Origin of the sequence: Luteimonas fraxinea, assembly GCF_021233355.1 — a bacterium.
GTDB lineage: Bacteria > Pseudomonadota > Gammaproteobacteria > Xanthomonadales > Xanthomonadaceae > Luteimonas > Luteimonas fraxinea.
In genome coordinates, this window is sequence record NZ_CP089507.1 from 168,718 (window position 1) to 195,002 (window position 26,285).

General features: G+C 67.2%; 21 protein-coding genes. 5 read left to right on the top strand and 16 right to left on the bottom strand.

Annotated elements, in window-relative coordinates:
• Window positions 1-219: 219 nt before the first annotated feature.
• The 9 genes from LU699_RS00790 to LU699_RS00830 all read right to left on the bottom strand — a co-directional run bounded on the left by LU699_RS00790 (window position 220) and on the right by LU699_RS00830 (window position 8,593).
• Complete coding sequence (locus LU699_RS00790) at window positions 220-435, bottom strand: hypothetical protein (RefSeq protein WP_232134835.1); 216 nt, start codon at window positions 433-435, stop codon at window positions 220-222.
• 128 nt (window positions 436-563) lie between these two features.
• Window positions 564-929: a DUF6164 family protein gene (locus LU699_RS00795; RefSeq protein WP_232134834.1), complete on the bottom strand. Its 366-nt coding sequence runs from the start codon at window positions 927-929 to the stop codon at window positions 564-566.
• 36 nt (window positions 930-965) lie between these two features.
• Window positions 966-1,595, bottom strand: coding sequence for an HD domain-containing protein (locus LU699_RS00800; RefSeq protein ID WP_232134833.1), 630 nt, complete (start codon window positions 1,593-1,595; stop codon window positions 966-968).
• Window positions 1,596-1,598: 3 nt separating this feature from the next.
• Window positions 1,599-2,060, bottom strand: coding sequence for a DMT family transporter (locus LU699_RS00805; RefSeq protein WP_232134832.1), 462 nt, complete (start codon window positions 2,058-2,060; stop codon window positions 1,599-1,601).
• Window positions 2,061-2,090: 30 nt separating this feature from the next.
• Window positions 2,091-3,386 (bottom strand): MFS transporter, encoded by a 1,296-nt coding sequence (locus LU699_RS00810; RefSeq protein WP_232134831.1) that lies wholly within the window; start codon window positions 3,384-3,386, stop codon window positions 2,091-2,093.
• 223 nt (window positions 3,387-3,609) lie between these two features.
• A complete protein-coding gene (locus tag LU699_RS00815) occupies window positions 3,610-4,059 on the bottom strand; it encodes a PA2169 family four-helix-bundle protein (RefSeq protein WP_232134830.1) in 450 nt (149 codons plus the stop codon).
• A gap of 504 nt (window positions 4,060-4,563) precedes the next feature.
• Window positions 4,564-6,612 (bottom strand): S9 family peptidase, encoded by a 2,049-nt coding sequence (locus LU699_RS00820; protein ID WP_232134829.1) that lies wholly within the window; start codon window positions 6,610-6,612, stop codon window positions 4,564-4,566.
• A 272-nt stretch (window positions 6,613-6,884) separates the two neighbouring features.
• Entirely contained in the window at window positions 6,885-7,682 is a 798-nt protein-coding gene (locus LU699_RS00825; protein ID WP_232149203.1) for a spermine/spermidine synthase domain-containing protein, read from the bottom strand.
• 5 nt (window positions 7,683-7,687) lie between these two features.
• Window positions 7,688-8,593 (bottom strand): 5'-nucleotidase, encoded by a 906-nt coding sequence (locus LU699_RS00830; protein WP_232134827.1) that lies wholly within the window; start codon window positions 8,591-8,593, stop codon window positions 7,688-7,690.
• Window positions 8,594-8,782: 189 nt separating this feature from the next.
• Between LU699_RS00830 and LU699_RS00835 the strand changes: the two genes are divergently transcribed.
• Window positions 8,783-9,898, top strand: coding sequence for an alpha/beta fold hydrolase (locus tag LU699_RS00835; RefSeq protein WP_232134826.1), 1,116 nt, complete (start codon window positions 8,783-8,785; stop codon window positions 9,896-9,898).
• A 6-nt stretch (window positions 9,899-9,904) separates the two neighbouring features.
• Here the strand turns inward: LU699_RS00835 and LU699_RS00840 are convergent, their stop codons facing one another.
• The 3 genes from LU699_RS00840 to LU699_RS00850 form a co-directional block, all read right to left on the bottom strand.
• Window positions 9,905-10,693, bottom strand: a complete 789-nt coding sequence (locus tag LU699_RS00840) for an NAD kinase (RefSeq protein ID WP_232134825.1) — start codon at window positions 10,691-10,693, stop codon at window positions 9,905-9,907.
• A 142-nt stretch (window positions 10,694-10,835) separates the two neighbouring features.
• Entirely contained in the window at window positions 10,836-15,905 is a 5,070-nt protein-coding gene (locus tag LU699_RS00845; RefSeq protein ID WP_232134824.1) for an NAD-glutamate dehydrogenase, read from the bottom strand.
• A gap of 184 nt (window positions 15,906-16,089) precedes the next feature.
• Window positions 16,090-17,238, bottom strand: coding sequence for an acyl-CoA dehydrogenase family protein (locus LU699_RS00850; protein WP_232134823.1), 1,149 nt, complete (start codon window positions 17,236-17,238; stop codon window positions 16,090-16,092).
• Window positions 17,239-17,491: 253 nt separating this feature from the next.
• Here LU699_RS00850 and LU699_RS00855 point away from each other — a divergent pair, with 253 nt between their 5' ends.
• From LU699_RS00855 to LU699_RS00870, 4 genes are all read left to right on the top strand, one after another.
• Window positions 17,492-18,421: an ArsR/SmtB family transcription factor gene (locus LU699_RS00855; RefSeq protein WP_232134822.1), complete on the top strand. Its 930-nt coding sequence runs from the start codon at window positions 17,492-17,494 to the stop codon at window positions 18,419-18,421.
• A complete protein-coding gene (locus LU699_RS00860) occupies window positions 18,418-19,515 on the top strand; it encodes a homocysteine S-methyltransferase family protein (protein ID WP_232134821.1) in 1,098 nt (365 codons plus the stop codon). The genes LU699_RS00855 and LU699_RS00860 overlap by 4 nt, the downstream gene beginning before the upstream one ends.
• The gene (gene metH, locus LU699_RS00865) at window positions 19,512-22,196 is read left to right on the top strand and encodes a methionine synthase (protein WP_232134820.1); all 2,685 of its coding nucleotides are present in this window, start codon (window positions 19,512-19,514) and stop codon (window positions 22,194-22,196) included. The genes LU699_RS00860 and metH overlap by 4 nt, the downstream gene beginning before the upstream one ends.
• Before the next feature lie 82 nt (window positions 22,197-22,278).
• Entirely contained in the window at window positions 22,279-23,706 is a 1,428-nt protein-coding gene (locus tag LU699_RS00870; RefSeq protein ID WP_232149202.1) for an amidohydrolase family protein, read from the top strand.
• Between the two features lie 55 nt (window positions 23,707-23,761).
• On the opposite strand, the gene LU699_RS00875 is transcribed toward LU699_RS00870, so the two are convergent.
• The 4 genes from LU699_RS00875 to bamJ are packed head-to-tail and all read right to left on the bottom strand — an operon-like array spanning window position 23,762 to window position 26,283.
• A complete protein-coding gene (locus tag LU699_RS00875; protein WP_232134818.1) occupies window positions 23,762-24,529 on the bottom strand; it encodes a transporter in 768 nt (255 codons plus the stop codon).
• Window positions 24,526-25,227, bottom strand: coding sequence for a DUF2058 domain-containing protein (locus LU699_RS00880; protein WP_232134817.1), 702 nt, complete (start codon window positions 25,225-25,227; stop codon window positions 24,526-24,528). Before LU699_RS00880 ends, LU699_RS00875 begins: the two co-directional genes overlap by 4 nt.
• Window positions 25,228-25,238: 11 nt before the next feature.
• On the bottom strand, window positions 25,239-25,466 hold the full coding sequence (locus LU699_RS00885) for a SlyX family protein (RefSeq protein WP_232134816.1): 228 nt from the start codon (window positions 25,464-25,466) through the stop codon (window positions 25,239-25,241).
• A gap of 52 nt (window positions 25,467-25,518) precedes the next feature.
• Window positions 25,519-26,283 carry a BamJ family beta-barrel-assembly machinery protein gene (bamJ, locus tag LU699_RS00890; RefSeq protein WP_232134815.1) on the bottom strand — a complete coding sequence of 255 codons (765 nt, stop codon included), beginning with the start codon at window positions 26,281-26,283 and terminating at the stop codon, window positions 25,519-25,521.
• Window positions 26,284-26,285 lie beyond the last annotated feature (2 nt).

Here is a 26,285-nt window from a genome sequence, read left to right on the forward strand (position 1 = left end):
CAACCGTCGACCTTAGCAAGCGACACACGGTCCAGGCCATGCCGATGGTCATGCGCGCGCCGCGATTCGCCTGTTCATCGTGGTCCCTTCACCACGTGCAGTGCATGTAGAGCCGCACGGGTCATGCGTTCGTCGACTCTGCGAAAAAACCGCGTGCGTGCGACGACAAGAAACTCGATATCGCGATCGCTTCAACGGCGAAGCGCGATCACGGGACGGCTAAGCCTTCAACGCACCGTCTTTCGCGAGATGGCTGCTCGCCCACATGTTGTCGACGAGATTCGGATAGCGGCGACCGGCTTCATCGGCCCGCTGACGGGCGCGGTCCTTTTGCGCGTCGCTCAAAGGCTCACGCGCGGCGCGCGGTTTCGGATTCGGCCGCGTCCACGGCTTCGTCTTCGGCTTGGGATGCGAGCGATCTTTCGGCGTGGTCATGGGCTCGACTCTGGTTGCCCGCCCCCGCCCGGCGACATGACGCCGGCGCGAGCGGTAACGGACAGGCACGCAGTCTCGCGTGCCGATCGTTGCCGCGAAGTGATGCAGGCGCAGACAGCCAGCGCGACTCAGCGCGACAGCATGTAACCGGGCACTGCCATCAGGCCGATCAGGAACACGATCGCGATCACGATCAGCACGACGCGCTTGGGATCGTTGCGCACGATGTCAGCGAAGGTTTCGGCGGTGCCGTCACGCTCGGCCTGCGACTGCACGGATTTCGCCTGCGCCTGTCGTTCCTTCTGGTACTCGGCCATCAACGCTTTCGCGCGCGGCAGATCGTCGTTCTCACGCAGCCAGATCCCGCCCAGCGAGATGCCGAACGGGCTCGGGCGGGTCTGGTACCAGGGAATGCCGGCCTCGTCGAGAAACGCGCAGACATCGGCGGCTTCATCGTCGGGCACGTAACGCAGATTGAGCAGCATTTTCGCCATGCGGCCATGATACCGGCACGGCGCCGCGCGGGCGCGTCAGCGTTTGGTCGTCACCGCGCGGCGCAGGTTGTGCCGGGCCTGCGCGTCGAGCCGCGCGTGGAAGCCGTCGTCGAGATAGATGCGCGGCCGGGCCAGCAGGGATTTCAGGAAACGCCGCCGGTTCACCGCATACAGCCACCGTGGCACGTGGCGGTATTCGGCGGCGATGCCGCGGTCGTAGGCATCGAACGCGACATCGTCGGCAGCGAGGATCGCCATGTCGCAATCGAGAAAACGGCGTGCGTCATCGGCATGCGGATCGTCGGCGAAATCGTCCGCCGACAGTTGGCCATGACGCGCGGTCAGACGGATGAGGTCGGCGACGCGCCCGGCGTCGATGCCGGCATCGGGCAGCCAGCAGGCAATGGACTCGACCGCGAGTTCCGCCGAACGCGCTTCGTTGTCGCCCGCGCGCGCGTCGTAGATCGCATCGTGATAGAGGATCGCCAGCCGCACTTCGACCGGCTGCGCCCAGCCGTCGCGCGCCGCGACCTCGTCGAAATGCCGCAGCAGGGTCTCGACGTGACCGAGGTTGTGATACGCCCGCGGCGGCGTAGCGTAGGCGGATTCGAGCGCGGCCTGCATCTCTGGCGGCAGCGGAAACACAGTGCTTTCTGGATTCGACATGACTTACCCCGCCTGCCAGGGACGCACGACCAGCAGCGCGCCGATGCCGACCAGCACGGCGCCAGCCAGTCGCACCGCATCGACGGGTCGCGGCTGCGACAGCACGCCGTAATGATCGAGCAGCAGCGAGCCGACCAGTTGTCCGGCGACGATCAGGCAGATCATGCCGGCCGCGCCGAGCCGCGGCACCAGCAGCGTGCCGCAGAACACGAACACCGCACCGATCAGTCCACCGCACCAGAGCCAGGGCGGCAACGTGGCCAGCGTGCGCATCGACGGCAACTGCGTGCGCGTGACCAGCAACACGAGGCCGAGTGCGAATGTGCCGACCGCAAACGAAAGGAACGACGCGAACAGCGCGCCCTCGGTCAAAGCACCGACGCGCGCGTTGAGCAGCGCCTGCAACGGCAGCAGCATGCCCACCAGAACGGCGACGACGATGCTCAGCAGCAGCCAGTGATGCATGCGCGACTCCGCGGCGAAAGACGCGCCAGTCTAGCGCCCGGCCGGCACATCACCCGGCGCGTCATCGCGCGGCAGCGTCCACAGCGCGATGAAACTCAGCACCGCCGCGCCGGCGAGATACCAACCCACTGATGCGAGCCCATGCCGCTCGCCCAGCCAGGTCGCGATGTACGGCGCCAGCGATGCACCGAAGATGCCAGCCAGATTGAACGCCAGCGACGCGCCGGTATAGCGCACCGCAGTCGGGAATTGCTCGGCCAGCAGCGTGCCGACCGGGCCGTAGGTCAGGCCCATGAGTCCAAGCCCGATCATCAGGAAGGCAAGCGTCGCAATGTGGCTGTCGGCGACGAACAGCGGCGCGAAGCACAGGCCGAACACCACGATGCCGGCGCTGGCGATCAGCATCGCGCGGCGGCGGCCGAAGCGGTCGGCATACAGCGCGGAGATCGGGATCGTCGCCGCGAAACAGACCACGCCGGCGAGTTGCAGCATCAGGAAATGCTCGCGGGAATAGCCGAGCTGCGAGGTGCCCCAGCTCAGCGCGAACACCGTCATCAGATAGAACAGCACGAAGGTCGCCAATGCGAGCATCGTGCCGGCGACGACGCCGCGCCACTGGTTGACCAGTACTTCCTGCATCGGCAGGCGCACGCGCGCGCCCTTGTCGAGCACCTTCTGGAAATCCGGTGTTTCGGTGATGCGCAGGCGCACCCAGAGGCCAACGAGCACCAGCACCGCGCTGGCCAGGAACGGAATGCGCCAGCCCCAGGCGAAGAACGCGTCGTCGCTCATCACCTCGGTCAGCACGAGGAAGATCGCCGTCGACAGGAAGAACCCGAGCGGCGCACCGAGCTGCGGAAACATGCCGTACCAGGCCCGTTTGCCGGGCGGCGCGTTCTCGGTGGCCAGCAGCACTGCCCCGCCCCACTCGCCGCCCAGGCCCAGGCCCTGTCCGAACCGGCACAGCGCGAGCAGCAGCGGCGCGGCGACACCGATCTGCGCATAGGTCGGCAGCAGGCCGATGACGACCGTCGAGATGCCCATCGTCAGCAGCGCCGCAACCAGCGTCGCCTTGCGGCCGACGCGATCGCCGTAATGGCCGAACACCGCCGAGCCGATGGGACGTGCGAAGAACGCAAGCGCGAATGTCGCCAGTGACTGGAGCGTGGCCGATGCGGGATCGGCCGACGGGAAGAACAGCTTCGGGAACACCAGCACCGCGGCGGTCGCGTAGATGTAGAAATCGAAGAATTCGATCGTCGTGCCGATCAGGCTGGCGAACAGCACACGGCCCTTGGCGGGCGCGGTGGCGGCAGGTGCGGTCATCGGAATGCGCGAAACGGGGGAACTTCGATTCTGCCAGTCGGGCAGCGGTTCCTCGACCGTTGCGTGCGCAACCTGTCGGATTTACCAACTGTCGCCCAATCTTTGAGGCGCGCGAATTCCAGCGCCATAGCGCGGGCAGGCCCGACCCGCTGGCAAGAGAAAAGACGAAAAAAGGGCCGGTCATCGACCGGCCCTTCGAGTCACACCAGAACGTGCAGCTGGATCAGTGCGCGTTCTTCATCGCGAGCTTGCGGGTGCGCATCACGTCGTGACAGGCACGCACTTCCGGCAGCAGACGGACGACGACGTCGCGGGCGGCCGGCGGTGTGTCGGCGTCGCGAGACGCTTCATCGAACGCTTCGAGCAGACGGTCTTCGGACTCTTCGAGTTCGGCAACGTAGCCGTATTCCTTGTCGCCCAGCGTCGCACGGACCTTGCCGTACATCTGCTGCATGCTGCCGACGAAGGTGCCGGAATCTTCCGGCTTGCCACCCGCGGCCTGCACGGCGGCGCTGAGCTCGCTGACGATCTGCGACTTGGTGGTCGCGATGCGTGCGAACAGCGTCTTCAGCTCGGCGTCGTCGACCTTCTGCGCGGCTTCTTCGTAGAAGTCCTTGCCGTCACGGGCAATGGCGATCAGGTCGTTGAGGGTGTGCGCGGTCTTGTTGGACATTGAGGTTCTCCATTCGGGGGAATCAGGGGACGGCGTATCGCTGCCGCATCGTCCGTGCGCCTGCCGGACAAAGCCGGTGTCACGGTGCATAACCGGGAGTGCCGTGGCGCGGATCGATGGGACGCAAGGTATCGATCGAACGGGGAAAGAGGCGTGACGCGCGGGCGACGGTGGCGTGAATGCAGGGCGTGTTCAGCGCGCTCAAGCCGCTGATGCTGAATGCTCCACGTCGCGTGAGATGACAGCCATCAGGCGCTTTCGCGGGAAAGCTCGGCCGATGCATTCGCATACAAGTTCTCGATCGATGACGATTTTTTCGATGCGCTCTATCCGTTCTACAGGCCCCGGGATCTGAAGATCAGAATGGGTCGCGACTTGACCAGACGTGCGTCTGTTGAAAGCCGTTGGGATGACAGGTCTGGCGTTCGCGGGCTACCAAGCTGGCGAACAAAAAAGCCGCGCCGGAGACCGGCGCGGCTTCGTGACCTTCGATGCGATTGGAACTCAGCGCTTGGCGCCCTGCTCCGGCAATGCGTAGTCGATCTCGTACTCGGGCGGCTCGCCGCCCGGGCCTTTGAGATAATGCGTCATCCACTGCATCAGACGCAGCGAATAGTCGTAGCGCGACGCGCCGCGGCTGTTGCCGTGGCCTTCGCCGGGATACAGCACCAGCCGCACCGGCGCCTGCCCGGCCAGCTGCAGGTAGCGGTACATCATGTAGGACTGCATCACCGGCACGCGCGGATCGGCTTCGCCGTGCAGGATCAGCGTCGGCGTGCGCGACTTCTGCGCATGCGTGATCGGGCTGGTCTGACGGTACATCTCCGGGCTTTCCCACGGCCAGGTCTGCATGTGCACGTTGTACTGCTCGTACGGGATGTCGCCGGTCGTGACCAGACTCGCCTGGTCGGAAATGCCGACGAACATCACCGAGGCCGCGAAGCGCTCGCTGTAGTAGGTGGCGCCCCAGGCACTGGCGTAGCCACCGTAGGAACCGCCGGTGATGCCGACCTTGTCACGGTCCACAAGACCGGTCTCGACCAGATGATTGACACCATCGACGACGTCGTCGAACTCTTCCATGCCCGGACGGCCATGACCGAGCTTGGAAAACGCGACACCACGGCCGGTGCTCGAGCGGTAGTTCGGGAAGAACGACGCGAAGCCCTGCGCGGCCGCGACCTGCGCCGGCTGCGAATACGCGTTGAGCCACGCGTTGGAGAAATGCGACTCCGGACCGCCGTGCACGACCAGGATCAACGGCACGCGCGCGTTGCCGCGGCGCTCCAGCGGATGCACCAGCAGGCCTTCGAGTTCGAGCCCGTCACGCGCGGTGTAGCGCACGACTTCCTGACGCGCGAGACGCACATCCTTGAGCCACGGATTGCTGTCGGTCAGCCGGCGCGCTTCGCTCGCGCCCGAAGCCAGATGGAACACTTCGGACGGATGCGTGGGATCGCTGCCGACCAGGGCGATGTCGCCGCGCGGCGACAGGCTCAGGCCCATGTGCACCGGGCCGCCTGCAGCCAGCACCGTGCGCGGATTGCCGCCATCGACCTGGATCTCGCCGATCCGGCTCTGCACGCCTTCATGGCTGAGGAACACCAGGGTCGTCGCGTCGCGCCAGGCGACACCGCGCACGTGGCCTTCGAGGCCGGGCAGCAGGTCGCGCTGCGAACCGCCGTCGCGACCGACCACGGTAAGGCGGCCTTCGCTGGGATCGTTCTTGTCTTCGGCGGAAATGATCGCCAGATGCGCGCCGTCCGGGCTCCAGGCCAGGTCGCCGAGCTTGCCGGGATTGTCGACGCGGCCGAGTTCGCGGCCTTCGACCGAATAGATGCGCACGCGCGCCTCGACCATGGTGTCGTCGGTCAGCTGGCGCGGTGTGACCACAACGGCCAGACGATCGCCGGCAGGGCTCCACCGCACCGCCTGCACGCTGCCTTCGATGGCGATACGACGCGGCTCGGCCTCGCTGCCGAGCTCGGCGATCCACAGTTCGACCGGGCGCCAGTCTTCCTCGTAGACCTTCTGCGAGAAGCCCTTGTCGCGCAGCGCCTTGCGCGCGTCGCTCTCGCGCTGCGCCGACAGCACCGCGGCGCGTTGGCCATCCGGCGACAGGTCGTAGCTGGAGATGTCGCCAGCGAGCTTCGCCACGCGGGTTGACTCGCCGCCGCGCAGCGGAATCGTGTACAGGCCGCGGGTCTCGTCACCTTCGCGCTTGGACAGATACGCCACGCGCTGGCCATCGGGCAGCCAGCGCGGCGATGCCACATCGACCTTGCCGGTGATGAAGCCGCGACTATTGTTGTTGCGGTCGACGACGTGCAACTCGGTCCGCGCCGGACCATCGGGATCGACGCCGAGCGTGCGCGGCATCGACAGGATGTACGCGACTTCCTGACCATCGGGGCTGATCTGCGCCTGGGTGACGGCGCGCGTCTGCGCGACCTGTTCGAGCGTCATCCCGCCCGTCTTCGTGGCCGCGCCCGCGAGCGGCGCGCCGGTTGCCAGCACGAGCGCGCAGGCTAGAGTCCAGATCCATCGTTGCATTCGGTGTTCCCCGTGAACGGTTGCAGTCGACCGGCGACTTTGCAGGGGAATGGACCGGGGTGCAATGTCGCGGCGGGCACCCGCCAGTGTCAGCCGCGCCTGACGTTGGTGTCCGCATCCCGTCATCCCGGCGAAAGCCGGGATCCAGTGACTTCGAGGCGATGTAGCCGAGGGTTACTGACCTGGAGCGGTACCGCACGGTGCCGGGTACGCGGCACGTCGCTGGATCCCGGCTTTCGCCGGGACGACGGTTTTTTTGCTCCGGGTATGGTCTACCGCCCCCTCACCGTCCGATGCCGCACCATCCGCACCGCGATCCGCGGGAACACTTCTGGCAACAACGACCGCACCGAAATCGGCACGCGCGTCGTCAGTGCTTCGGCGTCGAGCGCCGGCAACGCACCCCGCCACGCGAATGCGACGCGATTGCTCATCTTCGGTTCGTCGACGACCAGCACGTGATCGGCACCGAACGCAGCGCGCAGTTTCTCCAGGTGCGTTTCAGGATCGCGCACGTAGAGGTTGCAGGCCATGACGCCGGATGCAGTCAGCGCATCGCGACAGGCGTCGTAGAACGCCTGCGTGGACAATTCCGCAGGAATGCCGTGTTCGTCGTAGCCGTCGACCAGCAGCACATCGAACTGGCCGCGGCGCTCCATAACGAAACGCACGCCGTCATCGACGACCACCGACAGCCGCGCATCGTCGTCCGGAATACCGAACGCGCCGCGCAAGGCGACCACATGCGGATTGTTCTCGACCGCTTCGATACGTGTGCCCGCCAGCTGCCGGTACGCGAACTTCGCCTGCGAGCCGCCACCGAGGCCGACCATGCCGAGCACCGCAGGCGCCGGTTGCCACAGCAGTGCGGCAAACATCGTGCGGGTGTAGTCGATCAGCAGACGGTCGGGATCGTTGCCGACCATGCGGCTCTGCGTCTGCCGGCGCACGAATTGCAACGACACGAATCCCTCGTGCTCGCGCACGTAGGGCTTGCGTGGGCCGGAGCCGCCGCCGCGCAAACGGTCCATCCAGCGACCCAGCAGGCCGCGTTCCTTCGTGTCCGTCATCGTGCTCAGCGGTTCGACCAGCCGTGCGGCACATGGCCGGCGGCGACGTGCGGGCGCGCGGAATCGATGTTGTGCTGCGAATCGTCGAAGAAGATGTCGGCGCCGAATGCGTCGAGGAACGGGCCCTTCGGCCGTCCGCCGAGGAACAGCGCTTCGTCCAGACGCACGCCCCAGGCGCGCAGCGTACGGATCACGCGTTCGTGCGCGGGCGCCGAGCGTGCAGTGACCAGCGCGGTACGGATCGGTGCGTCCTTGCCGGCCGGATACGCGGCCTGCAGGTCGTGCAGCGCGGCCAGGAAACCGCGAAACGGGCCGCCGGTCATCTCCTCGCGCGCGCGGTCACGCTCGTGCTTGTGGAATGCGTCGAGCCCGCTCTCCTGCGACAGGCGCTCACCCTCGTCGCCGAAGATCACTGCGTCGCCGTCAAACGCGATCCGCAACTGGTCGTTGCGATGCGCCGGTGCGCGCGCCGGGATGATCGTCGCGGCAGCGATGCCGTTCTCCAGTGCGCGCCGCACCGAGTCCGGATTCGCCGACAGGAACAGCTGGGTGCCGAATGGCTTGATGTAGGGCCAGGTCGGCTCGCCGGAGGTGAAGGTCGCGCGGGTGATGCCCAGGTTGTGATGCTGGATCGAGTTGAAGATGCGCAGTCCACTGTCGGCGGAGTTGCGCGACAGCAGGATCACCTCGACGTGCGGCGCATCGGGCGGCGCGTCGATGTTCAAGGCCAGCAGCTTGCGCACCAGCGGGAACGCGATGCCGGGCTCGAGGACATCGTCCTCGTGGGCACGCTGGTGCTCGGCATAGGCCTCGATGCCTTCGGACTCGAACACCGCATGGCTGTCCTCGAGATCGAACAGGGCGCGCGTGGTGATCGCGACGGTGAGCGTGGGAACGGACAGATCGGGCATGGCGGATCGCAGGTCGATGAGGGCGGCGGCGTCCGGCGAGGCATCGACGGCGCGTAGACCGTGAAGCGACCGGAACGGCCTGCGCGAATTATGCGCGATCCCGGCATACGGGCCCCTGACCAACGGCACTGGGCCGCATCCACGCGCAGGCGCAGCGTGGGTCGCAGTCCGCGCCACGAGGAATACGCCATGTCCCTGGTCCGCCTGTGTGCCCTCGCCCTGATTGCGTTGCCGCTGTATGCGGGCGCCGTTCCGCCGGATGATGATCCCAACGCGGAAGCACGCGGCATCGTCGGCGAGCTGCAGCGCATCGTCGCGCCGACCGGCGTGCAGGAAACGCACACCGTGCGGATCGGCGGCATCGACCAGGTGATCACGGTGCGCGGCATGGATCGCACGAATCCGATCCTGCTCTACGTCCACGGTGGACCCGCTGCGCCGATGATGCCGGCTTCGTGGACCTTCCAGAAGCCGTGGGAGGACTACTTCACTGTCGTGCAGTGGGACCAGCGCGCTGCCGGGCGCACGCTGCGGGCGAATGATGCGGATGCGGTCGCGCCGACGATCGCGATCGACCGCTACGTCGGTGACGCGATCGAACTCATCGACTGGCTGCGCACCACATACGGCAAGCGCAAGGTGATCCTGGTCGGCCACAGCTGGGGCAGCGTGATCGGCATGCGCGTGCTGGCGGAAAAACCCGAATGGCTGCACGCCTATGTCGGCATCGGCCAGATCATCCATCCCTGGACCGACGAGACCATCGGCTACGCGCATGCGCTCGACGCCGCGCGCCGCGAGGACAACGACACCGCGGTGCGCGAACTCGAAGCGCTGGCGCCCTACCCCGGCACCGATCTACGCAACGGTCGCATCGACGCCCAGCGCAAATGGGTCATCCATTACGGCGGCCACAGCGCATACCGCGACAATTCCGACTACTACTTCCGCGCGCAGCGGCTGTCGCCCGATTACACGCCCGACGACCGCCGCGCGATTGCTGCCGGCAGCGCGCTCACACTCGACCGCATTCTCGGCCAATGGCGCAGCGTCGATTTCCGCGGCCTGCGCCGCGTGCAGGCGCCGGTGGTGATGCTGCTCGGCCGACACGACTTCACCACGCCCTCGCAGCCGGTCGCCGACTGGATCGCCGCCGTGGATGCACCGTTCAAGCATGCGACGTGGTTCGAACACTCGGCGCATTTCGCACCGATCGAGGAGCCGGGTCGCACCCTGATGACGCTGGTGCAACGCGTGCGCCCGCTCGCGGTGGCTGCAGGCGACGGCAAAGCGCTGGTCGACTGACGCCGCTCAGACCACGAACTGCTCGCTGAGGATGCGTTCTTCGAGATTGTGTTCGGCGTCGAACAGCAGGGTCACGGTGCGCTCACGGGATTCACGGATCGTGACCTCGACGACATCGCGCACTTCGTGCGAATCGGCGGTCACGCTGACCGGGCGCTTGTAGGGATCGAGCACGCGGAAGCGCACTTCGGTCTCCGCGCGCAGGATCGCGCCACGCCAGCGACGCGGGCGGAACGGTGCGATCGGCGTCAATGCGACGACGCCTGCGCCGAGCGGCAGGATCGGTCCGTGCGCGGAGAAGTTGTAGGCGGTACTGCCGGCCGCGGTCGACAGGATCACGCCATCGGCGACGAGTTCCTCGAGGCGGGTCACGCCGTTGAGATCGATCTGCAGATGCGCGGCCTGGCGCGTCTGCCGCAGCAGTGCGACCTCGTTGTAGGCGAGCGAGGTGACCGTCGCGCCCGACTCGGTCTCGGTGCGCATTTCCAGCGGACGCAGCACGGCGGGCTCGGCCGCCGCGATGCGCGCCAACAGATCGGAGCCCGACGCGGGATCGTCCTGCCGGTAGTGATTCATCAGAAAACCGACGGTCCCCAGCTTCATGCCGTAGACCGGTTTGCCGAGCTGTCCATGGCGATGCAGCGTTTGCAGCATGAAGCCGTCCCCGCCGAGCGGGACCAGCACGTCGGCAGCTTCGGGTTCGCACTGCCCGTGCAGGCCCGTCAGCACCGACAGGGCGCGTTGCGCCTCGTCGGCCTGGCTGGCAATGAAAGCGATACGGGGCGTTGCGGTCATCGGCGGGCCGGTGCGTGAACGTCGGCGCGCAGCTTAGCGCAGGCGCTGTATCGGGATGTCGCGTATCCGGCAACCCCCATCCGATCCCACTCGGCATGCGAGCGGGATCGGCGTGGCGGATGCCCGCCTGCGGAACGCAGCGTCAGCTGCGCTGCACCAGCTGCGACACGCGCTGCACGGCGACAGAGGCGGTCGGATAGTCCAGCGACTTCTGAACGGCGAGTTCGCCGAGCATCGCCAACGTGAAGCGCAACGCAGAATCGTCGCGCTCCAGCCACGCCTGCACCTTGGCCTCCGGCGTCGCGCCCGGCATCGACAGCACCTGCGACACGAGGGCGCGGTGCTGCTGGCCGAGTTCCTCGCGCAGCACGCCACGTGCGACCGCATGCCAACGACCGTCGACTTCCAGCGCATCGATCTGCGCGGTGAGCCACGGCAGGTTCAAGGCCTCGCCGAGACGGAAATGCAGACGCGCCACGTCGACCGGCTTCTGCTTGCGCTCGCTCGCGACTTCGATGATGTCCCAGGCCGCTTCGAGATACGGCAGCGCCGCCAGCTCGATCGCGAGCGACTTCGGCACGCCCTTCTCGATCCACGCCTGCAGGCTGGCATCGTGTTCGGCGCGCTGGCCTTCGGCGATGATCTTGCTGCCGTCGCGGATCGCGTGGAACCCGTCGTGGTAGCGGTCGACCGCCGTGGTGATGTCCGGCAGTGCACCAGGACGCGCCAGCAGCCAGCGGGTGAACGCACGCTGCAGATTCCAGATCACCTGCAGCGCATCGACCTGCACCGACTCCGGCACCTGGCCGTCGAGCGCATCGATCTGACCCCACAGCGCACGCGCCTCGATCGTTTCGCGGGTGATCGTGAACGCCTTGGCGACTTCGCCCGGACCGCGGCCGCTGTCTTCCTGCATGCGCAGCAGGAAGGTCGCGCCCATGCGGTTGATCATGGTGTTGGTCACCGCAGTCGCGATGATCTCGCGCTTCAGGCGATGGCCTTCCATCAGCTCGGCGTACTTCTTCTGCAGCGGCTGCGGGAAGTAGCGCTGCAGCTCGCGCGAGAGGTACGGATCTTCCGGAATATCGGAGTCGAGCATCTGGTCGAACGCGACCAGCTTCGAGTACGACAGCAGCACCGACAGTTCCGGACGCGTCAGGCCCAGGCCCTTGGTTTTGCGCTCGGAAATCTCGGCATCCGACGGCAGGAATTCGATCTGGCGATCGAGCAGACCCTGCGCTTCCAGCGTGCGGATGAAGTGGCGCTTGGAGCCCAAGCGCGACACGCTCATGCGCTCCATCAGGCTCAGCGCCTGGTTCTGACGGTAGTTGTCCCACAGCACCAGACCCGCGACCTCGTCGGTCATCGACGCCAGCAGCTTATTGCGCGCCGGCAGCTTCATGCTGCCGTCCTGCACCAGTGCATTGAGCAGGATCTTGATGTTGACCTCGTGGTCGGACGTGTCCACGCCGGCCGAGTTGTCGATGAAGTCGGTGTTGAGCAGCACGCCGTGGAGGGCGGCCTCGATGCGGCCGAGCTGGGTCAGGCCCAGGTTGCCGCCCTCGCCCACCACCTTGCAGCGCAGGTCGCGGCCGTCGACGCGCAACGGATTGTTGGCGCGGTCGCCGACGTCGGCATGCGTCTCGCTGGAGGACTTCACGTAGGTGCCGATGCCGCCGTTCCACAGCAGATCGACCGGCGCACGCAGGATCGCCGACATCAGTTCGTTCGGGCTGATCGACGTCGCATCGCCCTCGATGCCCAGCGCTTCGCGCGCTTCGGCCGACAGCGGAATCGACTTCGCGCTGCGCGGCCACACGCCGCCACCCTTGGCGATCAGGCTCTTGTCGTAGTCCTCCCAGCTCGAACGCGGAATGGCGAACATGCGCTGGCGCTCGACGAAGGAGCGCGCAGCGTCCGGATTGGGATCGATGAAGATGTGGCGGTGATCGAACGCAGCGACCAGGCGGATGTGCTCGCTCAGCAGCATGCCGTTGCCGAACACGTCGCCGGACATGTCGCCGACACCCACGGTGGTGAAGTCTTCGGTCTGCGAATTGCGGTTCATCGCGCGGAAGTGGCGTTTGACCGACTCCCAGGCGCCGCGCGCGGTGATGCCCATGCCCTTGTGGTCGTAGCCGACCGAGCCGCCGGACGCGAACGCGTCGTCGAGCCAGAAGCCGTGCTCGCGGGCGATGCCGTTGGCGGTGTCGGAGAACGTCGCGGTGCCCTTGTCGGCGGCGACGACGAGATAGGGATCGTTCTCGTCGTGACGCACTACGTCGTTCGGCGGCACGATCTCGCCTTCCACGATGTTGTCGGTGATCTGCAGCAGGCCGTTGATGAACAGCGTGTAGCAGGCAACGCCTTCGGCGAACTGCGCGTCGCGGTCGCCGCCGACCGGCGGACGCTTGACGATGAAGCCGCCCTTCGAGCCGACCGGCACGATGACCGTGTTCTTGACCATCTGCGCCTTGACCAGACCCAGCACTTCGGTGCGGAAGTCCTCGCGGCGGTCCGACCAGCGCAGGCCGCCACGCGCGACAGGGCCGAAGCGCAGGTGGATACCTTCCACGCGCGGGCCGTAAACGAAGATCTCGCGATACGGGCGCGGCTTCGGCAGCTCGGGCACGCGCGCCGAATCGAACTTGAAGCTGATCGTGTCGAGCAGGCCGCCGTCGCGGTTCTTCTGGTAGTAGCTGGTGCGCAGCGTCGCGTCGACGACGGCGAGATAGCTGCGCAGGATGCGGTCCTCGTCGAGGCTGGACACGCGATCGAGCAGGCCCTTCAGCGCGGCACGCGATGCTTCGTACTGCGTGTCGCGGTCGCTGCCACGGGCATCGAGCAGCGGCTGCAGCGTCGTGAGTGTCGCCTCGTCGTTGCCGGTCAACGCCTGCAGCTGGGCGGCGAAGGCCTCGCGGCCGGCATCGATCTGCGCACGGCTCTCGGTGCCGGTTGCCGGATCGAAGCGCGATTCGAAGACTTCGACCAGCAGACGCGCGAGCAGCGGATAGCGGGCGAGCGTGTCTTCGACATAGGCCTGCGAGAACGGCACGCCGACCTGCAGCAGGTACTTGCAGTAGCCGCGCAGCATCGCGATCTGGCGCCAGTCGAGATCGGCGCCCAGCACGAGACGGTTGAAGCCGTCGTTCTCGGCATCGCCGCGCCACACGCGGTCGAAGGCCTCGGTGAAGGCCTGCGCGCGGGCGTCGACGTCGATCGCGCCGGTGGTGGCCTCGACGTAGAAGTCCTGCAGGAACAGCGTGGTGCCGTCGACCTCGATGCGGTTGGGATGCTCGGCGATCACGCGCAGGCCGAGGTTTTCCATCACCGGCAGCACGTCCGACAGCGGGATGTGCGCATCACGGCGATAGAGCTTGAAGTGCAGCACCGACTCGCCGGTGGTCGGCAGCGGCTGGGTGTAGAAGCTCAGCTGCAGCGATTCGGACTCGGCGGTCGCGGCCAGCTTCTCGACGTCGGTCGCGGCCGCAGCGGGCGATGCGAACTCGATGTAGGCCGGTGAAAGCGCACGACCGAATCGGCCTGCGAGGCGCAGGCCCTCAGCCTCGCCGTGACGACGCACGAGTTCATCGCGCAGATCGTCCTGCCAGTTGCGCACGATGGCCTGCAGCGCCTGCTCCAGCGCGCCCTGGTCGATATCCGCGGCGACGCCGGCGCGCGGACGCACGATCAGATGCAGCTGCGCCAGCGGCGATTCGCCGAGCACGACGCTCGCGTCCACGTGATCGGCCTGCATGACTTCACGCAGCAGCTGCTCGATGCGGCGACGCACGTCGGTGTTGAAACGGTCGCGCGGAATGTAGACCAGGACCGAATAGAAGCGGCCGTAGCGGTCCTTGCGCAGGAACAGTCGGCTGCGCACGCGCTCCTGCAGGCCGAGGATGCCGGTGCCGAGGCGGAACAGTTCGTCGGGCGTCGACTGGAACAGCTCGTCGCGCGGCAGTGTCTCGAGCAGATGCTTGAGCGCCTTGCCGCTGTGGCCGGTCGGCTTGAGGCCGGATTCGGTCATCACATGCTCGAAGCGCTCGCGCACCAGCGGGATGTCCCACGGGCGGCGCGTGTACGCGCTCGACGTGTACAGGCCGAGGAAGCGCTGCTCGCTGACGACATTGCCGGCATCGTCGTAACCGAGGATGCCGATGTAATCCATATAGCCGGGACGGTGCACGGTGGAACGCGCACTGGTCTTGGTCAGGATCAGCGCGTCGATCAGGCCTTCGCGGCGCAATGCATCGGCGCCCAGCTCGCTGATCGGACGCGACTTCACCGCGCCGGGCGTGCGCAGCAGGCCCATGCCGCTGTCGGGCACGGCTTCGAGACGCGCGTCGTCGCCCTTGCGGCGGACCTTGTAGGCGCGATAGCCGAAGAACGTGAAGTGGTCGCTCGCGGCCCAGCGCAGGAATTCCTGGGCTTCCTCGCGGCCAGACTCGGAGACCGGAATCTTCTGCGAGTCCAGGTCCGTCGCCATCTGCAGCATCTTGTCGCGCATCGCCGGCCAGTCGGCGACGATCACCCGCACATCGTCGAGCACACCGCGCACCAGCGCTTCGATGCGCGCATTCTCTTCCGGCGTCTGCCGGTCGATCTCCAGATGCATCACCGATTCCGAATCGCCCTCGCCCACACCGGTCAGGCGGCCGGCACGGTCGCGTGCGATCGCAAGCACCGGATGGCCCAGCACGTGCACGCCGATGCCCTGCTCGGCCAGCGCCATCGTCACCGAGTCCACCAGGAACGGCATGTCGTCGTTGACGACCTGCAGCACCGTGTGCGGCGACTCCCAGCCATGGGTCTTCATCACCGGATTGAACAGACGCACGTTCGCGGTGCCCGGCTTGCGCTTGCCGGCGAAGTCGAACAGGTCCGCGGCAAGCGCGGCCCAGCCCTCGGCGCTGTGCAACGGCAGCTCGTCTTCGGTCATGCGCCGGTAGAAGGCCTGCGCGAACGCGCTGGCGTCCGCATGCGCGGCCTTGCCGGCGCGGCGGCGCACGGCGTCGAAGATCGGGTCGAGCAGGCCGAGGCCGGCGCGGCGCGGCGGCGCGGGCAGCACGCCGGCGGCCGTCTTCTTCGCGGGCGCGCTCTTTGCGGGCGTGCGCTTCGCAGGCGCGGCCTTCGCGGAAGCGGCGCGCTGGGTGGATTTCGCGGGCGTAGCGGCCGCGGTGGATTTACCTGTCTTGCGGGATGAGGTCATGACGACAAACGGTCCGATGCAATGAGGCCCGCGTTCTCACGCGGGCCGACGGGAAAGGAAACACACGGGAACGACGCGGACGCGCGGAGCGCGACCGGGTCGGGGACGGCAGATGCCGCACGACCGCGGGGGCGGCGCGGACGGCAGACACGCACGATGCTGGCGTGGAGTGGCGGCATGCGGATCAGCGCAGGCCGGTCTCGTTGCGGGCGATCACCAGACGCTGGATCTCGCTGGTGCCTTCGTAGATCTCGGTGATCTTGGCGTCGCGGAAATACCGTTCGATCGGCATCTCCTTCGAATAGCCCATGCCACCGTGGATCTGCAAAGCCTGGTGGGTGATCCACATCGCGGCTTCCGATGCGGTGAGCTTGGCGATCGCGGCCTCGTTGCTGAAGCGCTTGCCCTCGCCCTTGAGCCAGGCTGCGCGCAGCGTCAGCAGCAGCGACGCGTCGAGCTTGCACTTCATGTCGGCGATCTTCGCCTGGGTCATCTGGAACGTGCCGATCGGCTGGCCGAAGGCCTTGCGCTCCTTGACATAGGCGATGGTCGCCTCGTACGCGGCGCGGGCGATACCGATCGCCTGCGAGGCGATACCGATACGACCGGCATCGAGCACGCCCATGGCGATCTTGAAGCCCTGGCCTTCTTCGCCGAGCACGTCGCCGGCCTGGGCCACGTAATCCTGGAACTCGATCTCGCAGGTCGCCGACGCGCGGATGCCGAGCTTGGGCTCGGTCTTGCCGCGGTGGAAGCCGTCGCGACTGCCATCGATCAGGAACGCGGTGATGCCGCGCGCGCCCTTGTCGGGCTCGGTGACCGCGAACAGCACGAAGTACTTGGCGACCGGACCGGAAGTGATCCAGCTCTTCTTGCCGTTGATGACGTAGGTGCCATCAGCCTGCTTGACCGCACGGCACTTCATCGCCGTGGCGTCGGAGCCCGACTGCGGCTCGGTCAGCGCGAACGCACCGATCTCGCGACCTTCGGCGATCGCGCGCACGTATTCCTGCTTCTGCGCTTCGTTGCCGTGGGTCAGGATGCCGTTGCAGAACAGCGAGTTGTTGACCGACATGATCGTCGAGTGCGCGGCATCAGCCGCGGCCACCTCGACCATCGCCAGCACGTAGGAGATGGGGTCCATGCCCGCGCCGCCGTACTCGTCGGGCACTTCGATGCCCATCAGACCGTTCTCGCCGAGCACCTTCATGTTCTCGACGGGGAAGTCACCGGTCCGGTCGTGATGCTCGGCGCTAGGCGCGATCCGTTCCTGGGCGATCCGTCGCGCGATGTCCTGGATCATCAACTGCTCTTCGCTGAAACCGAACTCCACGGCGTGCAACTCCTGCTCGAAAACGATCCGGCGATTGTAACGTTCCAACCCGGTAAAACACCCGCGAAACCGGTTCCGCAGTGCAGCATGAATCGACCGGAAACAGCGCGCCGGACGCACCGCTTCGCATCATGCAAACGTTGTATGACGGCCGGCTTATCGTGTGACCGCGGCGTGACGCCGACGCTCGCGAACCTTGACCCCACTGCCGCACGCCCCGACAATATCTCTATATCGCGATATGGAGATATTGATGGATCTGGAGGCCTGGTCCGCGCGCCTGAAAGTGCTCGCCGACCCTACGCGTGTCCGCCTGCTCGCCCTGCTCGAAGTCGAAGAGCTCACGGTGGCCGAGCTGTCCTCGATCACCCGCCTCGCCCAGCCACGCGTGTCCACGCACCTGGCGCGCCTGAAGGAAGCCAACCTCGTGCGCGACCGCCGCGCCGGTGTGTCCGCCTATTACCGCTTCGACGATGCGGCGCTCGATCCCGCGCAGCGCGCCCTGTGGCAAGCGCTGTCGACCGGCAGCGACGATCCGCTGCTGCGCCAGGACGCCGAGCGCACGCCCGCGGTGCTGGCGACGCGCGCCGCCGACCAGAGTTGGGCCGACACCGTGGCCGGCGACATGGAACGTCACTACTCGCCCGGACGCACCTGGGAAGCGCTGGCGCGCTCCGCGTTGCCGCTGCTGGAAACCGGCGACGTGCTCGACATCGCCTCGGGCGACGGCGTGCTCGCCGAACTGCTGGCGCCGCATGCGCACCGCTACGTGTGCCTGGACGCCAGCCGGCGCGTGGTCGCGGCGTCGACCGAGCGGCTCAAGAGGTTCACCAACGTCGAAGTGCGCGAGGGCGACATGCATGCCCTGCCCTTCGAGGCCGGCAGCTTCGATCTCGTCGTGCTGATGCACGCGCTGACCTATGCGACCAAGCCCGCGCAGGCCGTCACCGAAGCCGCGCGCGTGCTGCGGCCCGGCGGTCGCCTGCTGCTGTCGAGCCTGGACCGGCACGGTCACGAAACCGCAGTGCAGGCCTACGGCCATGCAAACCTCGGCTTCCCGGACAAGGAACTGCGCCGCTTCGTCACCAAGGCCGGGCTGGAGATCCACAGCGCCGAAACCGTCACCCGCGAAAAGCGTCCGCCGCATTTCCAGGTGATCTCGATCATCGCGAGAAAGCCATGACGACCTGGCTGCACCCCGAACGCGTCGCGGCGCTCGATGCCGCACTGGCCCGGCGCATCCTCGTGCTCGATGGCGCGATGGGCACGATGATCCAGCGCTTCGAACTGACCGAGGCCGACTATCGCGGTGAGCGCTTCGCGCAAGGCTACGACGCACTGCATGCGGCGCAAGGCCACGCGCACGGTGCCGGCTGCGGCTGCGAAAGCCATGACCAGCGCGGCAACAACGACCTGCTCACGCTCACGCGGCCCGACATCATCCAGGGCATCCACGCCGACTACCTCGCCGCCGGTGCGGACATCGTCGAGACCAACACCTTCAACTCGACCGCCGTCTCGCTGGCCGACTACCGCCTGCAGCACCTGGTCCACGAACTCAACGCAACCGGCGCGGCATTGGCGCGCGCGGCCTGCGACGCCGCGCAGGCACAGACGCCGGATCGCCCGCGCTTCGTTGCCGGCATTCTCGGGCCGACCAGCCGCACCGCGTCGATCAGTCCCGATGTCAACGATCCCGGCTACCGCGCGGTGACCTTCGACGAACTGGTGTCGATCTACCGCGACGCGGCCCACGGGCTGATCGACGGCGGCGCCGACATCCTCATGGTCGAGACCGTGTTCGACACGCTCAACGCCAAAGCCGCGCTGTACGCGATCGAGACCGTGTTCGACGATCGCGGCGGGCGCCTGCCGGTGATGATCTCCGGCACGATCACCGATGCTTCCGGCCGCACGCTCTCGGGCCAGACCGCCGAGGCGTTCTGGTATTCGCTGCAGCACGCGCGTCCGCATGCGGTGGGCCTCAACTGCGCGCTCGGCGCCAAGGACCTGCGTCCGCACGTCGAAACGCTGTCGCAGATCGCGCAGACGTACGTGTCGTGTCACCCGAACGCCGGCCTGCCGAATGCATTCGGCGGCTATGACGAAACGCCCGAGGACATGGCCGAGGTGCTGCACGAGTTCGCGACCGCCGGCCTGTTGAACATCGTCGGCGGCTGTTGTGGCACGTCGCCGGACCACATCCGCGCAATCGCCGAGGCCGTCGCCGACGTGGCACCGCGCCGACCGCCTGCGACGCTGGACGTCGCCGCATGACGCGTCCCCGCCATACCCGTCTGTCCGGCCTCGAGCCGCTGATCGTCACGCCGGAACTGCTCTTCATCAATGTCGGCGAGCGCACCAACGTCACCGGCTCGGCGGCGTTCCGCAAGCTGATCAAGGAAAACCGCTACCCCGAGGCCGTCGAGGTCGCGCGCCAGCAGGTCGAAGGCGGCGCGCAGATTCTCGACGTCAACATGGACGAAGGCATGCTCGACTCCGAGCATGCGATGACGACGTTCCTCAACCTGATCGCCGCCGAGCCCGACATCGCGCGCATCCCGGTGATGGTCGATTCCTCGAAGTGGACCGTCATCGAGGCCGGCCTGAAATGCCTGCAGGGCAAGGGCGTGGTCAATTCGATCTCGCTCAAGGAAGGCGAAGCCGCATTCCTCGAACAGGCGCGCAAGGTGCTGCGCTACGGCGCGGCGGTCGTGGTCATGGCCTTCGACGAGGTCGGCCAGGCCGATACGAAGGACCGCAAGGTCGAGATCTGCACCCGCGCCTACACGTTGCTGACCGAAGTCGTCGGGTTTCCGCCCGAGGACATCATTTTCGACCCCAACATCTTCGCGATCGCCACCGGCATCGCCGAGCACGACAACTACGCGGTCGATTTCATCGAAGCCACCCGCGAGATCAAGGCGACGCTGCCGCACTGCCACGTCTCGGGCGGCGTTTCCAACGTGTCGTTCTCGTTCCGCGGCAACGAGGTCGTGCGCCAGGCGATCCACGCCGTGTTCCTGTTCCACGCGATCAAGGCCGGCATGGATTTCGGCATCGTCAACGCCGGCGCGATGCCGATCGTCGACGATCTGGATCCGGAGCTGCGCGACTGCGTCGAGGACGTGGTGCTCAACCGCCGCAGCGATTCGACTGAGCGCCTGCTGGATCTCGCCGAACGCTACAAGGGCAAGAAGGGCGCGGCGCGCGTCGAGAACACCGCCTGGCGCGAGGCGCCGGTGCAGCAGCGGCTCACGCATGCGCTGGTGCACGGCATCGACCAGTACGTGGTCGAGGACACCGAGGAAGCACGGCAGTCGTTCACGCGTCCGCTGGATGTCATTGAAGGCCCGCTGATGGCCGGCATGAATGTCGTCGGCGATCTGTTCGGCGCCGGCAAGATGTTCCTGCCGCAGGTGGTCAAGTCGGCGCGCGTGATGAAGAAAGCGGTCGCCTATCTGCTGCCCTACATCGAAGCCGAGAAGCTGCGCACCGGCGACGCCGGCAAGAACAACGGCCGCGTGCTGATGGCGACGGTCAAGGGCGACGTGCACGACATCGGCAAGAACATCGTCGGCGTGGTGCTCGCCTGCAACAACTTCGAAGTGGTCGATCTCGGCGTCATGGTCGCCACCCAGACCATCCTCGACAAGGCGCGCGAGGTGCAGGCGGACGTGATCGGCCTGTCGGGCCTGATCACACCGTCGCTCGAGGAAATGAGCCACGTCGCCCGCGAGATGAAGCGCCAGGGCTTCGAAACGCCGCTGCTGATTGGTGGCGCGACGACCTCACGCGCGCACACCGCGTTGAAGATCGCGCCGCATTACGCGTCGCCGACGGTCTGGGTCAAGGACGCCTCGCGCGCGGTCGGTGTGGTGCAGTCGCTGATCAGCCCGGAATTGCGCGGCGCGTTCGTCGCCGCCAACGACGCCGACTACGCCGAGATCCGCCAGCGCCATGCCAATCGCGGCGACGCGAAGCGGCTGGTGTCGCTGACCAAGGCGCGCGCGCAGCGCTTCGACGGCGACTGGGGCCAGTACACGCCACCCACGCCCAACAAGCCGGGCGTGCATGTGTTCGACGACTATCCGCTCGACGATCTGGTCCAGATCATCGACTGGACGCCGTTCTTCAACGCCTGGGAACTGTTCGGGAAGTACCCGGCGATTCTCAGCGACGACGTCGTCGGCCCGCAGGCGACCGAGTTGTTCAACGACGCGAAAGCGATGCTGCGCAGGATCGTCGACGAGAAGTGGCTGACCGCAAAGGCCGTGTTCGGCCTGTGGCCGGCCAACAGCGTCGGCGACGACGTGGTGCTGCAGCACGCGGACGGCGAGGCCACCCTGCACTTTCTGCGCCAGCAGGTCGACAAGCCGGTCGAGCGTCCGGACTTCTGCCTCGCCGATTTCATCGCGCCCAAAGACAGCGGCGTCGACGACTGGATCGGCGCATTCGCGGTCACCGCCGGCATCGGCATCGATCCGCACGTCGCCCGCTTCGAGGCCGCGCACGACGACTACAACGCGATCCTGCTCAAGGCGCTGGCCGATCGTCTGGCCGAAGCACTGGCCGAGCGGCTGCACCAGCGCGTGCGCACCGATTACTGGGGCTATGCGACCGACGAAAGCCTCGACAACGATGCGCTGATCGCCGAGAAGTACCGCGGCATCCGCCCGGCGCCCGGCTATCCGGCGTGCCCGGAACACAGCGAGAAAGGCCGGTTGTTCGAACTGCTCGATGCGACCGCGCACACCAGCATGACGCTGACCGAAAGCTTCGCGATGCTGCCGACCGCGGCGGTCTCGGGCTACTACTTCAGCCATCCGAAGAGCCAGTATTTCGTCGTCGGCCGCGTCTCCAAGGAACAGGCGCAGGACTACGCCAAGCGCAAGCACGCGACGCTCGCACAGGTCGAACGCTGGCTCGCGTCGAACCTCGATTACGACCCGGAATAGCGCCGCGCGCGGGCATGGACACACGACCGCCACCCGGCGGTCGTTAGGCTGGTCCGTCCTTTCATCGAACAAGGACGCCCGCATGTCCCGACGCCCCGGCGCGCTCGTCGCGCTCGCCGCCGCCACTGCCTGCCTCGCCGCGTGCAGCGGCCCCGCACAGGACGCATCGAACACCGCCGCATCCGCCGGTGCTCCCGAAGCCGACAGCGGCGTGATCGTCATCGACAACGCGCGCGTGTTCGACGGCACACGCGATCTGGGCGAAGTCTCGCTGGTGATCCGCGATGGCCTGATCGAACGCATCGCCGAGTCCGGCGCAAGCGACCTGCCCGAAGATGCCGAACGCATCGACCATCGCGGCCGCTTCGTCATGCCGGGCCTGGTCAACGATCACGCGCATGTCGGCAATACCCGCGGCACCGAGCACGGCGACCGTTTCTACACGCAGGATCAGGTTTCGGCCGACCTGCGCCAGTTCCAGGCCTACGGCATCACCACGGTGGCCTCGCTGGGCATGAACGGCGGTGCGTTCGGCGACATCCGCAGCGCGATCAATGCAGACCCGATGCTCGGCGCACAGCTTTACGGCGCAGGCGGCGGCGTCGGCACGCCCGATGGCGCGCCGCCGGCCGCCAACATGGGGCTGGCGGACGATCCCGTCGCCCGCCCTGCTGACGCAGCGAGCGCCCGCGCGGCCGTGCGCGCGCAGGCCGAATCCGGCGTCGATCTGATCAAGCTCTGGGTCGACGATCTCGGCGGCAAGTCGCCGCAGATGACGCCCGAGGTCTACAAGGCCGCGATCGAGGAAGCGCATCGCCATAACCTGCTGGTCGCCGCGCACATCCATGATCTGGCGCCGGCCGCCGATCTCGTCGCCAGTGGCGTCGACATCATCGCGCATGGCATCCGCGACCAGGCCATCGGTGCGCCGCTCGTCGACGCGATGAAGGCAGCGGGCACCGGCTACATCGCCACGCTGCAGATCGACGAGGCGAACTACATCTACGCCGAGCAGCCGGACTGGCTGGACACGCCGTTCCTACGCAACGCCCTGCCCGCCTCGGTGCGCGCGCAGTGGTCGGATGCGGCATGGCGCGAAAAGAAACTCGCCGATCCGGCGACGCAGAGCCATCGCGACGCGCTGGCGGTGAATCTCGCCAACCTGTCGACGCTGCGCGAGGCCGGCGTGCGCATCGGCTTCGGCACCGACGCCGGCGCACTGCCGCACCGCGTGCCGGGCTTCGCCGAGCATCGCGAACTGGAACTGATGGTCGACCAGGCCGGCTTCAGCCCCGAACAGGCGCTGGTCGTCGCCACGAGCGCGGCTGCGCAGCTGCTGCGCTTCGACGATCGCGGCGTGCTGCAGCCGGGCAAGCGCGCCGATTTCGTCGTGCTGTCGGCCGATCCGCTGACCGACATCCGCAATACGCGCAGTATCGAAGCGGTGTGGCAGGCCGGTCGCAAGGTCGCCGGGCCGATCGCCGAATACGACGCGCAGGCGCGGGACTGATCGAAACGCTGTCGCGATCCGCGCTTCGGCGCGGGTCGCGATTCGTCGAGGAACGTCAGGGCAACAGGAAGGACACGCCGAAGCCACCAGTCCAATCGTCCTCGTCATCGGCGAAGCCGCGCAGCACCGACAGATCCACTTGCACCGCAGGCGCGACGCGCCAGGTGATGCCGGTGCCCAGCGCGCGCGAACGCTGTGCGCCGGTACCGAGACCGGCTTCCACGTACGCACCGACGGTTTCGGTCGACAGGAACGTGTAACTCGGTGAGACGGTCCAGCCGGTGCCGTTCTCGTCGCGGGTGCCGTTGACATAGAACGCAAGATCGCCGGTGGCGACGCTGACGCCGAGATCCTGCTGCGCACGCTCGGCGCGGATGTCGGACGCGCCGGTCAGCACGCCCTGCCGCGCGAGCAGCGCCCACTGCGTGTCGTCGTTCGAACCCGGCAACACCCACTTCAATGCGAAGCTGCTGTCGCCACCGCCGTGCACGCGATCGCGCCCATTGACGCTGCGTGTGCGCTCCCACACCCGGCTATCGCTGCCGAGCTGCAGCTCAAGATCTTCGGCAAGACCCACGCGCAACAGACTCGCGGCGGCGTAGCGCGTGGTGCGCACGCCGTCGCTGTCGTCATGGCTGAGGTCGGGCAGGCCCTGCTCCCAGGCGATCTGCCCGGGTGCCAGCACTGACGGCGAGAAGCCGATGCCGGGCCGGTCGAATTCGACCTCCGACGCGTCCTGGGCCTGCACGGCCGCGCAGGCGAAAGCCAGCAGGCCGATCACACCTGCACGCATCGCGACACGCACCGGCGCGGCCGTGATCACCAGACGAGATCGTCCGGGACCTGGTACTTCGGATCGCTGTAGGGGTCATCCCCGGCTGGTGCGTCCGGATCGATCCGCAGCGCCACCGACGGCGCGAAGATCGCACCGGCCTCTTCCAGCACTGCAGCGGTCACCAGCAGATAGCGGCCATTGAGCTGCACGACACCGAGCTCGCCGACGTTGAGCGCCTTGAGCTGGGCCTCGTCGACGTGGATGCGCTTGATCTTGCCGCCGTACTCGAAGTGGCGGGCGATCTCGGCCTCTTTGATGTTGAGCGACTTGTCGGCCAGGAACACTTCGAGCTTGGCACGCGCCTCGCGGCGCAGCCGGGCCTCTTCCTGCTTCACGCGCTCGGCCTCGATGCGCTCGTCCTTCTCGCGCTGGGCGCGGATCGCGAAGGCCTTGGCCAGATCGATGTCCTCGCGCGGCGGGCGCTTGCCCTGCGGCGCGCCGCGGCGATCGGTGTTCGGGCGCGGCTTGCCGTCGCTGCGCGGTGCGCCGCTGTTGCGGGCCTGCGGACGCGCGGCATTGTCGCCACGCGGCGCGCCAGGCTTGCCATCGGCGCTACGACCGGCAGGCCTTGGGCCGCGACGGTCATCGGGCCGCGGGCGTCGCTCGTCGCGACGGGGCTTGGGCGCGGCCGGGGCCGGCGCCTTGAATCCGAGGCCGAGCAGCTGGTCGCGGAGGGAATCGGTCATCGCTGTCGTACTCAGTAATGCGGGGGTGGCGGTTCTTCCGACGCATCGGGGAACTGCACGGTGCGCGCCTGGCGCAGGTCATCCATCATCCGGCGCAGCAGCCCGGTCTGGGCGCTGAGCTCGAGTCGCGCCTGGCTCAGCGCGTCATTGAGCTCGCCGATGGTCTGTTCCTGGAAGGAGAGGCGCATTTCCAGTTCGGTGACGCGCGATTCCAGCGCGTCGTGTCCGGTGTCGTTCATTGCATTCTCGATGGACCGGCGCGCCGCACGGGGCGGCGCACCGGCCAGGGTCTTACTTGACGATGTCCTGCAGCTCGACTTCGAACACCAGCGCCTGGTTCGGACCGATCGGACCCGAGCCCATTTCGCCGTAGCCCAGCGCCGCCGGGATCCACAGCTCGTACTTGCTGCCGACCGGCATCAGCTGCAGGCCTTCCTGCCAGCCCGGAACGACCTGGTTGAGCGCGAACTGCGCCGGCTCGCCGCGATCGATCGAGCTGTCGAAGGTTTCGCCGTTGAGCAGCGTGCCCTTGTAGTGCACGCGCACGGTGTCGTTCGGGCCCGGCTTGGCGCCGGTGCCTTCGGTGATCACGCGGTACTGCAGGCCCGATGCGGTGGTCTGCACGCCTTCGCGCTTGCCGTTCTCGGCGAGGAACTTCTCGGCCTCGGCGGCGTTGGTCTTCGACTTCTCTTCCATTTCCGCGACCTGCTTGGCCTGCATGCGCTCACCGAACTTCTGCATGATGCCCATGGCCTGCTCGTCGGTGATCTCGATGGCCTTGTCGTCGAGCGTTTCGCTGATCGCGCGCTGCAGCGTCTTGACGTCGACCTCGTCCTTGATCTGCTTGAGCTGCTCGCCCATCTGGTTGCCGATGATGTAGCTGATCTGCTCGCGCTCGCCCTTGAGGCCAGCGATCTCGCCGCCTTCGGCCGGCGTTTCGGCAGCGGCGCCTTCGACCGGCTTGCCGGTTTCCTTGTCGATCGGCTTGCAGGCGATCATCGCCAGCGGCAGGACGGCGGCGAGGCCGGCGATGGCGAGGCGCTTGGTGTTCTTCATGC